This is a genomic window from Rhodococcus coprophilus NBRC 100603, assembly GCF_001895045.1.
GTDB lineage: Bacteria > Actinomycetota > Actinomycetes > Mycobacteriales > Mycobacteriaceae > Rhodococcus > Rhodococcus coprophilus.
In genome coordinates this window covers 407,139-418,313 of sequence record NZ_BDAM01000003.1, presented here as the reverse complement: position 1 = coordinate 418,313, position 11,175 = coordinate 407,139, and the positions used below count along the sequence as shown (strand labels likewise).

The 11,175-nt window shown below is 68.0% G+C and carries 14 protein-coding genes; 5 read left to right on the top strand and 9 right to left on the bottom strand.

Going from position 1 to position 11,175, the window contains the following annotated elements; translation table 11 throughout:
* Positions 1–13 precede the first annotated feature (13 nt).
* Both RDCOP1_RS07830 and sdhC read right to left on the bottom strand, forming a co-directional pair.
* Entirely contained in the window at positions 14–454 is a 441-nt protein-coding gene (locus RDCOP1_RS07830) for a succinate dehydrogenase hydrophobic membrane anchor subunit (protein WP_072699515.1), read from the bottom strand.
* Between the two features lies 1 nt (position 455).
* Positions 456–863 carry a succinate dehydrogenase, cytochrome b556 subunit gene (gene sdhC, locus RDCOP1_RS07825; RefSeq protein WP_072699514.1) on the bottom strand — a complete coding sequence of 136 codons (408 nt, stop codon included), beginning with the start codon at positions 861–863 and terminating at the stop codon, positions 456–458.
* A gap of 252 nt (positions 864–1,115) precedes the next feature.
* On the opposite strand from sdhC, the gene RDCOP1_RS07820 reads away from it, so the two are divergent.
* From RDCOP1_RS07820 to RDCOP1_RS07810, 3 genes are read left to right on the top strand one after another with little or no spacing between them, the layout of a single operon-like run.
* The gene (locus RDCOP1_RS07820; RefSeq protein ID WP_072699513.1) at positions 1,116–1,535 is read left to right on the top strand and encodes a cytidine deaminase; all 420 of its coding nucleotides are present in this window, start codon (positions 1,116–1,118) and stop codon (positions 1,533–1,535) included.
* Positions 1,528–2,811, top strand: coding sequence for a thymidine phosphorylase (locus RDCOP1_RS07815; protein WP_072699512.1), 1,284 nt, complete (start codon positions 1,528–1,530; stop codon positions 2,809–2,811). Before RDCOP1_RS07820 ends, RDCOP1_RS07815 begins: the two co-directional genes overlap by 8 nt.
* A gap of 19 nt (positions 2,812–2,830) precedes the next feature.
* Positions 2,831–3,940: an adenosine deaminase gene (locus RDCOP1_RS07810; protein ID WP_072699511.1), complete on the top strand. Its 1,110-nt coding sequence runs from the start codon at positions 2,831–2,833 to the stop codon at positions 3,938–3,940.
* A gap of 34 nt (positions 3,941–3,974) precedes the next feature.
* Here the strand turns inward: RDCOP1_RS07810 and RDCOP1_RS07805 are convergent, their stop codons facing one another.
* From RDCOP1_RS07805 to RDCOP1_RS07785, 5 genes are all read right to left on the bottom strand, one after another.
* Positions 3,975–5,207, bottom strand: coding sequence for a SatS C-terminal domain-containing protein (locus RDCOP1_RS07805; protein ID WP_072699510.1), 1,233 nt, complete (start codon positions 5,205–5,207; stop codon positions 3,975–3,977).
* 57 nt (positions 5,208–5,264) lie between these two features.
* A complete protein-coding gene (locus RDCOP1_RS07800) occupies positions 5,265–5,564 on the bottom strand; it encodes a YbaB/EbfC family nucleoid-associated protein (protein ID WP_072699509.1) in 300 nt (99 codons plus the stop codon).
* Complete coding sequence (locus RDCOP1_RS07795; RefSeq protein WP_072699508.1) at positions 5,561–5,902, bottom strand: hypothetical protein; 342 nt, start codon at positions 5,900–5,902, stop codon at positions 5,561–5,563. Before RDCOP1_RS07795 ends, RDCOP1_RS07800 begins: the two co-directional genes overlap by 4 nt.
* Positions 5,903–5,974: 72 nt before the next feature.
* Positions 5,975–6,952 (bottom strand): C40 family peptidase, encoded by a 978-nt coding sequence (locus RDCOP1_RS07790; protein WP_111731638.1) that lies wholly within the window; start codon positions 6,950–6,952, stop codon positions 5,975–5,977.
* Positions 6,949–7,359, bottom strand: a complete 411-nt coding sequence (locus RDCOP1_RS07785; RefSeq protein ID WP_231922911.1) for a hypothetical protein — start codon at positions 7,357–7,359, stop codon at positions 6,949–6,951. The genes RDCOP1_RS07790 and RDCOP1_RS07785 overlap by 4 nt, the downstream gene beginning before the upstream one ends.
* Before the next feature lie 107 nt (positions 7,360–7,466).
* Between RDCOP1_RS07785 and upp the strand changes: the two genes are divergently transcribed.
* Entirely contained in the window at positions 7,467–8,090 is a 624-nt protein-coding gene (upp, locus tag RDCOP1_RS07780; protein WP_072699507.1) for a uracil phosphoribosyltransferase, read from the top strand.
* A gap of 12 nt (positions 8,091–8,102) precedes the next feature.
* Here the strand turns inward: upp and RDCOP1_RS07775 are convergent, their stop codons facing one another.
* A complete protein-coding gene (locus RDCOP1_RS07775; protein WP_072699506.1) occupies positions 8,103–9,581 on the bottom strand; it encodes a phospho-sugar mutase in 1,479 nt (492 codons plus the stop codon).
* Positions 9,578–10,390 (bottom strand): purine-nucleoside phosphorylase, encoded by an 813-nt coding sequence (locus RDCOP1_RS07770; protein ID WP_072699505.1) that lies wholly within the window; start codon positions 10,388–10,390, stop codon positions 9,578–9,580. Before RDCOP1_RS07770 ends, RDCOP1_RS07775 begins: the two co-directional genes overlap by 4 nt.
* A gap of 65 nt (positions 10,391–10,455) precedes the next feature.
* Between RDCOP1_RS07770 and RDCOP1_RS07765 the strand changes: the two genes are divergently transcribed.
* Positions 10,456–11,154: an enoyl-CoA hydratase/isomerase family protein gene (locus RDCOP1_RS07765; RefSeq protein ID WP_072699504.1), complete on the top strand. Its 699-nt coding sequence runs from the start codon at positions 10,456–10,458 to the stop codon at positions 11,152–11,154.
* The last annotated feature ends 21 nt before the right edge of the window (positions 11,155–11,175 follow it).

Sequence of the window (11,175 nt, the reverse complement as noted above, 5' to 3'; positions counted from 1 at the left end):
AGTACTGGCTCCCCTAGCTCGCGGTGATGTTGGGGTCGAAGGTGAAGATCACGTAGGTGCCCAGACCCATGATCAGGATCATCGACACGACCAGGATCGTGTTGAGCCAGAACCGGGTGGAGTCCTTGCGTGCGTAGTCCGCGATGACGGTGCGCAGGCCGTTACCGCCGTGCAACTGCGCAAGCCAGAGCATCGAGAGATCCCAGACCTGCCAGAACGGGCTGGACCAGCGACCCGCGACGAAGGCGAAGTTGATGCGGTGCACACCGTCGTCGAGCATCAGCATGATGAACAGGTGACCGAGCACCAGGATGATGAGGGCGAGGCCGGACAGGCGCATGAACAGCCACGCGTAGAGCTCGAAGTTGTTGTTCGAGACACGGCGCGGGGAGCGCGGGTTGTCCAGGCTCGCGGGGCGGTCGTACGACGTGCCCAGGGTCTTTGCTTCGCTCATGTCAGTGCCCCGCAAACATGTTGTAGAAGATGCGTCCGGCCGCGGGGATCATCACCACGACCCAGATCGCGAGAATGGTCCAGAGCATCACTCGCTGGTATTTCGGGCCCTTGGACCAGAAATCGATGAGCATGACTCGCAGACCGTTCAGCGCGTGGTAGAGCACCATCGCGACGAGACCGATCTCCATGAGACCGACGATCGGGTTCTTGTAGGTCTCGATGACACTGTCGTAGGTCTCGGGATTGACCCGGACGAGTGCGGTGTCCAAGACGTGGACGAATAGGAAGAAGAAGGTCGCCACGCCGGTGATCCGGTGTAGAACCCAGGACCACATGCCGGGGTCCCCCCGGTAAAGCGACCGTGTGCGCCCCGCCTGTGCGGGGGCGGCTTCAGTCGTGCTGCTCATCGAGTGCTGTGCCTCCAACGTCAATGGTGGACGCGTCGAGCCGTTCATTACTGTCGGGGAATACCGCAGCACGGGCTCGACGAACCGGAACCGACTTGGATCGACTCTAAACCCAACGCAAACCTTGGAACTAATCTCGTAGCCGATTCGTACTGCCCCCAAAAGGCAAGTTAGGTTTGCCTTTCCAACTGTGACGGCGGCCCGAGGGGGCACCTGAACGTTGCCTGTGCCACCGTGACAGGATGATCAACTATGCCGGACATTGACTGGAAAATGTTGCGCGCCAAAGCACATGACGTTATGACACGTGCCTACGCGCCGTATTCGAACTTTCCCGTCGGGGCCGCGGCCCTCACGGTCGATGGTCGCATAGTGACCGGGTGCAATGTGGAAAATGTCTCACACGGGCTGGGACTTTGTGCCGAAACTGTACTCGTCGGTAACTTGTTTTCCGAGGGTGGCGGGCGTCTTGTCGCCGTGACGGTGTGTGACGCGCGAGGCGAAATTCTGATGCCGTGCGGACGCTGCCGCCAGCTTCTCCTCGAGCACGGAGGGCCCGAGCTCGTCGTCGACTGGGATCCCCGCCCGCGGACCATGTCCGAGTTGCTGCCCGATGCCTTCGGTCCCGACCAACTCGCCGCCGTGCAGGCCGAGCGGGGGCGAAATGCCTGACATCATCGGCATCATCCATCGCAAACGTGACGGACATGAACTTTCCGGCGCCGAGATCGACTGGGTGATCGAAGCGTTCACCCACGGCGTCGTCGACGACGCACAGATGTCCGCCCTCGCGATGGCCATCTGGTTCCGGGGCATGAGCCGCGCGGAAATCGCACGGTGGACCACCGCGATGACCGATTCCGGACGCCGGCTCGACTTCACCGGACTCGGTTTGCGCACCGTGGACAAGCACTCCACAGGCGGGGTGGGCGACAAGATCACCCTGCCTCTCGCGCCGCTCGTCGCAGCGTGTGGTGCCGCGGTCCCGCAGCTGTCCGGCCGGGGACTCGGACACACCGGCGGCACCCTCGACAAACTCGAGTCGATTCCCGGGTGGCGAGCCGACCTGACCACCACGGAGATGGCCGAGATCCTGACCGACCCCGACGTCGGGGCGGTCGTGTGTGCAGCGGGCGCCGATCTCGCCCCCGCCGATCGCAAGCTCTACGCGCTTCGCGACGTCACCGGGACGGTCGAATCGATCCCGCTCATCGCCAGTTCGATCATGAGCAAGAAGATCGCGGAAGGTGCCGGCGCCCTCGTGCTCGACGTCAAGGTCGGCACCGGGGCCTTCATGACCGAGCTCGGCGAGGCACGAGAACTCGCCCGCATCATGGTCGAACTCGGTACCGACGCCGACCTGCCCACCACCGCGTTGATCACCCGCATGGATACTCCGCTCGGGCGTACGGCAGGCAACGCGCTCGAGGTTCGCGAGGCCGTCGAGGTGCTCGCCGGTGGCGGACCCGCCGATGTCGTGGAGCTCACCCTCGCCCTGGCCCGGGAGATGCTCGCTGCTGCGGGAATCGACGATGTGGACCCGGCCGAGCGCCTGCGCGACGGCAGCGCCATGGACCGGTGGCGGTCGATGATCGCGGCGCAGGGCGGAGACCCGGACGCAGTCCTGCCCGTCGCGTCGCACACCGAAACGGTCTGTGCCGACGCAGACGGTGTGCTGGCCGAACTCGATGCTCTCGCGGTCGGGAAGGCGGCGTGGCGGCTCGGAGCCGGACGTGAACACCAGGGCCAGGTCGTCCAGCCGGGCGCGGGGGTCGAATTGCACGCCGTCGTCGGCGACACCGTCCGTCAAGGGCAACCCGTTGCGACGCTCCACACCGACACGCCCGGGCGCTTTCACGCTGCCGCGGCGGCACTGCGTGGCGGGATCCGTATAGCCGACACGGCGCCGGCGCCGCGCCCGCTGATCGTCGAGCGGATCACGCCCTAGCGGACTACCGTCCCGACACATGAGCGACAAGTCGTTGGTTCCCGGATTGTTCGACGGTTCGGCCGAGTCGGTGAAGCTCGCGCCGAAAGTTCTCCTCCACGATCATCTGGACGGTGGGCTACGGCCGGGCACCGTCCTCGAACTCGCCGACGCGTGCGGCTGGTCGCTTCCGGCGGATACCGAGGAGGACCTCGCGCGCTGGTTCCGCGAGTCGGCCGACAGCGGGACCCTCGTCCGGTATCTCGAGACGTTCGAGCACACGGTGGCGGTGATGCAGACCCCCGAGGGCCTCGAGAGGGTGGCGCGTGAGTGTGTGGCGGATCTGGCCGACGACGGGGTGGTCTACGCCGAAGTCAGATTCGCGCCCGAGCAGCACCTCGAGCGGGGGCTGACACTCGACGAGGTGGTCGAGCACGTGCTCGAAGGTTTCCGGGCCGGTGAATCGGAGGCCCGGGCCGCCGGGCGCGACATCCGGATCGGGTGCCTGCTCACGGCGATGCGGCATGCCGCGAGATCGCGGGAGATCGCCGAACTCGCGGTGCGGTTCCGCGATCGCGGTGTCGTGGGCTTCGACATCGCCGGCGCAGAAGCAGGCAACCCGCCCAGTCGCCACCTCGACGCGTTCGAGTACACCCGGGCTGCCAACGCGCACTTCACAATCCACGCCGGAGAAGCGTTCGGTCTGCCGTCCATCCATGAGGCTGTCGCGTTCTGCGGCGCCGACCGGCTCGGTCACGGCGTCCGCATCCTCGACGACATCGTGCTGGGCGAGAACGGTGAGCCACGGCTCGGGCTGCTGGCGAGCTACGTCCGCGACAAGCGCATCCCGCTCGAGCTGTGCCCGAGTTCCAACGTGCAGACCGGGGCCGTGCTGACACTCGCGGAACATCCGTTCGACCTGCTCGCGCGGTTGCGCTTCCGCGTCACCGTCAACACCGACAATCGGTTGATGAGCGACACCACCATGACAAAGGAGATGGTGCAACTCGCCGACATGTTCGGCTACGGCTGGGCCGACCTCGAACGCTTCACGATCAACGCGATGAAGTCGGCGTTCCTGCCGTTCGACCAGCGCCTCGAACTGATCGACGATGTCATCAAACCGGGCTACGCCGTACTGATCGGCTGACAAGGAAGAGCCGGGCGGCTGACGCGGCAGGCGATCAGTACTTGTTCAGCCGTGCTTCGAACTCGCGCTCGAGTTCCCGCCACGCGAGCGCTTCGGCGTCGAACGGTGCGCTCGGAGCGAGGCGCCTCGTGTCGGGCTCGAGCACGTAGTTGACGAACCAGCCCAGCTCCGTCGAGCCTGCGAGCGCAGCGTCCGTGGAGTTGTCGTTCGCGTAACCGGCAGCGTCGGTGAACAATTCGACAGCGAGCTCGAGTTGTTCCGGATCGACCGCCGCGACGCCCTCGGTGATGTCGTCGGCGATGCCGGTGAGCACGTAGACGTTGTCGTCGATGACCGAGACCTCGAGCGAACCGTCCACAGCCGCGATGCGAACCTCTTCGTAGGTTTCCAGCGGGGCCAGGTCATGGTCGTGGTTGTCCGCCAGATACCGCGCCAGGTTGCGCTCGGAGGGGAAGACGAAGATCCTGCCCTCGCGGCCCAGGAACAACGCGTCGTCCTCCAGGTAGCACCGCAGCGTGAACCAGGTGCCTTCCGAAGTGATGATCTTGATGGGGTCGATGCCGACCGAGGCCCAGAAGTCGTCCTCGTCGTCGTCTTCGTCCAGGAACTCGTATTCGTCGTTGTCGACCTCGTCCTGGACGGTGTCGTCCGCTTCCAGTTCGTTCTCGTCGGAGGCCACGAGTTCCGACTCGATCTCGGCCACGACCGCTTCGTCCACTACCGGCGTCTTGACCACGGCGTCGAGCGCGTCGATCACCGCGTCCCAGTCGTCGGCGATCGCTGTGCCGACGCTGTTCCACAGCTCGCGGCCCTCACGCCCCGCCACCGCCGAAGCGCCGTCGCGGATCAGGGTGTCGATCTCGGCGCGCTCGAAGAACTTGGTGACCACGTCGAGTTCGCACACATCGCCCAGGATGCTCACGATGTCGAACGTGTCCTGCAGTTCGGAGATCGATTCGGCGTCGGGGTCGGCAGCCGCCAGTTCCGGTACGCCGATCAGGTCGTACGAATGGGCGGCGTCGGGTTCGAACTCGACGGCGGCGAGCTTGGAGACCACGGGCCACGCCGGATGCTCCACAAGGTCGTTGTCGCCGCCGGAACGGACGAACGCCACGAGCGCGGCAACCGTCGGGAATCCGTAGAGGTCGTCCCCGTGGCCGAGAAACGCCTCCCATTCGTCGTCGCCCTCACGCCAGCGCGGTGCCCACAGGGTCACGAGGTCGCCGTCGGTGAGACCGAGCTCTATCGGGACGATGTCTCCAGCCATGGCGGGAAGCCTAGCGATGTCGACGCCGAGAATATAGGCGGGGTGGCACCGAGCACCTCAACGGAGCGCGCTCCGGAGGTCGTCCATCAGCGCGACCCGCTGCATCGCGGCTGCTTCCGCCGCTGCACGGGCCGTCGTGAGAATCGATGCCGCGAGTTCGCGTGCATCCATCCGGCATGCCGCCTCCTCGAGCCGGAGGTTCGCGAGTGCGCCGGTCCCGTCCACGCGTGCGACGATCCGCCCGTCCGGGCTGTGCGCTGCGGCGCGGATGCCGTGCAGTCCCTCGAGTGTGGTCTCGAGGGCATCGAGTCTTCCGCGGACGCTATCGACGATCGCCGACACCTGCTGTTCGCTCATCGGCCTTCCTCCTCGAGTCGTGTCCGGCCCGGCGGGACGTACGGCGGCGCCGTCGCGTCGCCGCACGACAGCCGGCGCATCCGGTCGACGACCTCGCTCGGGACGCCCTGTTCGCGAAGGTCCCGATGACGGATCGCCGCCGCCTCCTGTGCGGCACGGCGATTGAGTGCCAGGATCTCGTCGGCGAGTGCGGCGGCGCCGTAACGTAGTTCGCGCGGATCGATCCGGAGTTCGACCGGAAGACCGTCGTCGGTGGTCCGCACCGAGATCGTGCCCGCACGGTTGTGGACGATCGCGGTGACCGGGGAGGCCGCCGGAATGTCGGTCGTGAAGTCCATAGCCGGTTGGACGCACGCGGCGCCCCCGTGGTTCCCGTCCCGCGCTTCTCCTTTCGCGGCCGGTGTCGCGGCTCAGACACTCGTCGGCCGATAGAAGCCCTGGAATGCCATCCCGGCGTTGCCCGTGCGGATCGGGGTGACCGCGACAGGGTCACCCGCTTCCACCATCAGTCCGTTGCCGACCACCATCGCGACGTGCCCGTCCCACACCGCGAGGTCTCCGGGCAGCACCGACCCGGCATCGACTCGTTGCCCGACGTCCTGTTCCTGTGCCAGACGCGGGATCTCGACACCGGCTTCGCCGTACGCGTATTGCGTCAGAGCACTGCAGTCCAGTCCCTGTCCCGGCGTCGTGCCACCCCAGACGTACGGGGTGCCCTGCTGGTCGAGCGCGCGACGAACCGCCGTCGCCGCGGCGGCGTTGGGGGCGACGCTCACACTGCCGTCGGGCAGCACCACTTCGGTTCCGGTGCCCCCGGCGCGGCTACCGGTCAGCGCCTGGATTCCGGGATCGGTGGGGGAGTGCGCAGTCTGACCGCCGGGATCGGGCATCAGCGCGGTCAACCGGTCGGTGAGGTCGGCGAGTGACGAGACCACCCGGGTGAGCACGTGCAGGCCGTCCGCGATGTGCTCGACCGCGACGGTGAGAAGCATCAGCTGACCGTGCGGCAGACCCGCCACGGGCGCTGCCTGCTGTGCGAAAGCGTGGAAGGAGTCGACGAGTTGTTGCAGTTCGGCGGCGCCTGTGACCACGGTGACGGTGGCCTCGAGTGCGACGGCCGCGATGTCGAGTCCGCGATCGGCGGCGGTCAGGACGTCGGACACCACGCGTTCGGCGCTCGTGAGCGCGTTCTCCGCGGCGGGCCCAGCCCACGCCCACGCAAGCTCCGCCACGGCATCCCGGCCGGCGGCGTGGACCTCCTCCGCGAGTCGCGCTCCCTCGCGGACGTGAGCGCCCGGGTCTCCTCCCGGCGGTGACGCGGATCCGAAGGCGACGAGCAACTCCTGTAGAGGCGCGGTCAGCAGGTCGGCGCCCGCGGACGTGATCACGACTCGTCCTGCGTGGCCGTCAGGCGACGCGCGACGGCCTGAACCGAACGCTCGTATGCCGCCGCCGACGCCGCGGCTGCCGAGCCCATGCCGGCCAGCGCGTCGCCGAGTCGCTCGAGGTCGCGTCCGTGGGCGTCGTGGGTCGCGACGAGCGCGGCGACGAACGCCGCCCCCACCGCTCCGAATGCGGGCCCGAGCGGAGTGGGATCACCGTCGCGCGTGTGCAGTGCCGCACTGCGCAGTTGCTCTGCCAGCACGGTCGCTTCCTGCCCGAACCCTGCAATCGAGGTCGTGTCGGCGTCGACCGCCGCGTTCCCTGCTGCGTGCCGTGGGCCCTCGAACTCCCCGATCACGCCGAGTTCTTCCGGCACCCGTCCCCCCGTGGTCGATGCGGTGTCCGTGGTCACATCGCGTGCCGCGACGCGCGGACATTCGTCATCAGGGTTCGACGCACCGCACGCCCGTCCGGTTCCCTCGTTCCGGCCCGGCCCCCGCGCGCTCTATCCTTTTCTGCATGGACATGCTCGTTGTCGACCATCCGCTCGCTGCTTCTCTTCTGGCCACCCTCCGCGACGAACGCAGCGACAATGCTGCCTTCCGGCACGCGCTGAGCCAGCTCACCCAGATGCTCGTCTACGAAGCGGTCCGCGATGCGCCGATCGAGAAGTTCGAGGTCAAGTCGCCGGTCGCGGTCACCGAGGGCGTCCGGCTGAAGCAGCCGCCGTTGCTCGTCCCCGTGCTGCGGGCCGGACTCGGAATGGTCGACCAGGCACACGCTCTGATCCCTCAGGCGCGGGTGGGATTCGTGGGCCTGGCCCGCGACGAGAAGACCTTCGAGCCCGTGCCGTATCTCGAGTCGCTGCCCGAAGACCTGTCCGGCTTGCCGGTGTTCGTGCTCGATCCGATGCTCGCGACAGGCGGTTCGATGGTGCACACCCTCGATCTGCTCGTGGCGCGCGGCGCGACCGACATCACCGCGGTGTGCGTCGTCGCGGCCCCGCAGGGTGTGGACGCGCTGGCCGCCTCCGGGCATCCGGTCCGGCTGGTCACCGCGTCGGTCGACGAGGGGCTCAACGACAACAAGTACATCGTGCCCGGCCTCGGTGACGCGGGAGACCGCCAGTTCGGTCCCCGCTGATCCCGAGCGGGATCAGCTCACGGCGTCGCCGACGGTGACAGCCCACGTACGCAGGGCTCCGAGTTTCGCCTCCGCGGCGGAGCGGTCACCGTGGGCGACGACCTCGAGATAGAACTTGAGTTTCGGTTCGGTTCCGGACGGTCGCACCACCACCCGAACGGCCGGGCCCTCGAACACGATTGCGTCGGTGTTCGACGGGCCCTCGACCGTCGCCAGGTCGGTGACGGTGACAGGTTCATCCGCGAGGGTCTGCGGTGGAGCCGACCTCACGTTCGCCATGATCGCGTCGATGCGTTGCAGATCGTCCACCCGCAGCGAGACCTGCCCGCCCAGATGGATCCCGAACTCGCGATACAGGTCGTCGAGGGCATCGAGGAGTGTGCGGCCCGACGCCTTCAGCTCCGCGACGTAGTCCGCGACCACGACGGCGGTGGCGACGCCGTCCTTGTCGCGTACCGCGTCGGGGTCGACACAGTGGCCGATCGCTTCCTCGTACGCGTAGACCAGTCCGTCTCCGGCGCGGGCGAGCCACTTGAAGCCGGTGAGGGTCCGGGCGAACCGGGCGCCGCGTGCCGCGGCGACCTTACCGAGAAGCGTCGACGACACGATGGTCGTGGCGACGAGCGAACCGTGTGGTGCCGAGTCGAGGATGCGGTCCCCGAGCAGCACTCCGGTCTCGTCCCCGCGCAGCATCCGCCATCCGTCCGCGGTCGGGACCCCGACGGCGCACCGGTCGGCGTCGGGATCCAAGGCCAGTGCGACGTCCGCGTCGACGGACGCGGCGAGATCGAGCAGCGCGTCGGCCGCACCGGGTTCTTCCGGGTTGGGAAACGCGACAGTGGGGAAGGCCGGGTCCGGCGCGAATTGCGAGGGCACGACGTGTACGTCGTCGAATCCTGCGGCGCGCAGCGCAGCGACGGCCGTCTCCCCGCCGACCCCGTGGAGTGGGGTCAGGGCGATCCGCACGTCGCGATGTCGTGACCGCGGCAACGTCGCCACCCGCGCGAGATACCGGTCGACGATCTCCTCCCCGGAGGTGACCACCGTGACGCGCGGAATCTGCGCAGCGTCCGGCGCCGCGTCGATGGCCGCTTCGATCTCACGGTCCGCAGGTGAAATCAACTGTGCGCCGCCGGAGAGATACACCTTGTAACCGTTGTCGGCGGCGGGGTTGTGCGACGCCGTGATCTGCACTCCCGCAACGGCTCCGAGTTCCCGTACCGCGAACGCGGTGACGGGTGTCGGGAGCGGGCGAGGTAGCGCCACCACGTCGAACCCGGCTGCGGCGAGTACCTCGGCGGCGGCGGCGAAGAAATCGGCCGAGCCGGTCCGCGCGTCGCGTCCGACGACGACCGTCCCGCCGCCGTGCCCGTGGTCGGTAAGCCAGCGTGCGAGTCCCGCGGTGGCACGCGTGACCACGGGAACGTTCATCCGGTCGGGTCCGTCGCCCACCGGGCCGCGCAACCCAGCGGTGCCGAAACGCAACGTCACAGCCGGGTCGCCAGGTCGCGGAGGAGGTCGCCCATGCGGGTGGCGGCATCACGCCCTGCCGCGAGTACTTCTGCGTGGTCGAGGTGCTCACCGGTGATGCCTGCGGCCGCATTCGTGACGAGGGAGACGCCGAGCACACGCGCTCCAGCGGCACGCGCGGCGATCGTCTCGTGGACGGTGGACATCCCTACGAGATCGGCGCCGAGCGTGCGCAGCATGCGGATCTCCGCGGGCGTCTCGTAGTGGGGGCCGGGCAGTCCCGCGTAGACACCTTCGGCGAGCGTGGGATCGATCTCGCGGGCGAGCGCACGCAGGTCGGCGGAGTACGCGTCGACGAGGTCGACGAACTGTGCTCCCCGCAGCGGTGATCGACCGGTGAGATTGAGGTGGTCGGAAATCAGAACGGGTTGTCCCACGGAGAATTCGGGATCGATGCCGCCGGCCGCGTTGGTGAGGATCACCGTGTGCGCACCCGCCGCGATCGCCGTGCGGACGGGATGCACGACACGGGTGAGGTCGTGCCCTTCGTACGCGTGGGTACGGCCGGCGAGTACGAGGACCGCGTTGTCGCCCGCCCGCACCGAGTGCACGGTGCCAGGATGCCCGGCGGCGGTGGGCGGCGCGAAGCCGGGGAGTTCGCTCATCGGAACGGTGGCGACGGGGGTTCCGAAACGCTCGACGGCCGCGCGCCACCCCGACCCGAGTACGACGGCGATCCCGTGTGCGGGAACGGCCGACCGCTCGGCGATGACGGCGGCGGCCGCGATCGCTTCGGCGGCAGGGTCGAGGATGACGTCCGGGTGTCCCATGACACGGACCCTAATGCCACAGCGCTCATTACTCGCGGGTAACCACAGACGTTATCCTGGCTGGCATGCCCTACCTCGAACGTGACGGAGACGTCTTCGTACTGCACCTCGGCGACCGTGATGCGGACGCGACCGACAACCGATTCCATCCGGATCGGCTCGCCGCGATCAGCGCGTTGCTCGACGAGGTCGAGGCCCACGACGGCCCCGCCGCCCTGGTGACGGCGGCGACGGGGAAGTTCTGGAGCAACGGCCTCGACACCGACTGGGTGTTCGCGAACCTCACCGAACTGCCCGGATACCTCGATTCCGTGCACGACCTCTACGTGCGGATGCTGACCTTCCCGGCCGCTACCGTCGCCGCCGTGCAGGGACACGCGTTCGGCGCCGGAGCCATGCTCGCGCTGACGCACGATTTCCGCGTCATGCGCGCGGACCGCGGATTCTGGTGCCTGCCCGAGGTACAGCTGAACATGCCGTTCACGGTGGGCATGTCCGCGCTGGTGCGGTCCCGGCTGCCGATCCAGACCGCCGTCGAGGCCATCACGACCGGCCGCCGATTCGGCGGGTCCGACGCGGTCGCGGCGGGGATCGTCGAACACGCGGTCGACGGAGACACGGTGCTCGCCGCAGCCGTCGAACGCGCGGCTGCGCTCACCGGAACCCGGGGGAAGAATCTCTCGACGATCAAGCGGGGTCTGCATGCCCCGCTGATCGCCGCGCTCGAAATACGGACGGACGCGTCGAACTTCACGCTCGGCTGACGCTGCCGCCGGATCCGTCGG

What these genes read in the sequence shown, in the direction of transcription:
- RDCOP1_RS07770 (WP_072699505.1), bottom strand. Translation starts at nt 10,390, where the DNA reads ATGGGACACCCGGACGTCATCCTCGACCCTGCCGCCGAAGCGATCGCG.
- sdhC (WP_072699514.1), bottom strand. Translation starts at nt 863, where the DNA reads ATGAGCAGCACGACTGAAGCCGCCCCCGCACAGGCGGGGCGCACACGG.
- RDCOP1_RS07810 (WP_072699511.1), top strand. Translation starts at nt 2,831, where the DNA reads ATGAGCGACAAGTCGTTGGTTCCCGGATTGTTCGACGGTTCGGCCGAG.
- upp (WP_072699507.1), top strand. Translation starts at nt 7,467, where the DNA reads ATGGACATGCTCGTTGTCGACCATCCGCTCGCTGCTTCTCTTCTGGCC.
- RDCOP1_RS07765 (WP_072699504.1), top strand. Translation starts at nt 10,456, where the DNA reads ATGCCCTACCTCGAACGTGACGGAGACGTCTTCGTACTGCACCTCGGC.
- RDCOP1_RS07795 (WP_072699508.1), bottom strand. Translation starts at nt 5,902, where the DNA reads ATGGACTTCACGACCGACATTCCGGCGGCCTCCCCGGTCACCGCGATC.
- RDCOP1_RS07820 (WP_072699513.1), top strand. Translation starts at nt 1,116, where the DNA reads ATGCCGGACATTGACTGGAAAATGTTGCGCGCCAAAGCACATGACGTT.
- RDCOP1_RS07800 (WP_072699509.1), bottom strand. Translation starts at nt 5,564, where the DNA reads ATGAGCGAACAGCAGGTGTCGGCGATCGTCGATAGCGTCCGCGGAAGA.
- RDCOP1_RS07815 (WP_072699512.1), top strand. Translation starts at nt 1,528, where the DNA reads ATGCCTGACATCATCGGCATCATCCATCGCAAACGTGACGGACATGAA.
- RDCOP1_RS07830 (WP_072699515.1), bottom strand. Translation starts at nt 454, where the DNA reads ATGAGCGAAGCAAAGACCCTGGGCACGTCGTACGACCGCCCCGCGAGC.
- RDCOP1_RS07805 (WP_072699510.1), bottom strand. Translation starts at nt 5,207, where the DNA reads ATGGCTGGAGACATCGTCCCGATAGAGCTCGGTCTCACCGACGGCGAC.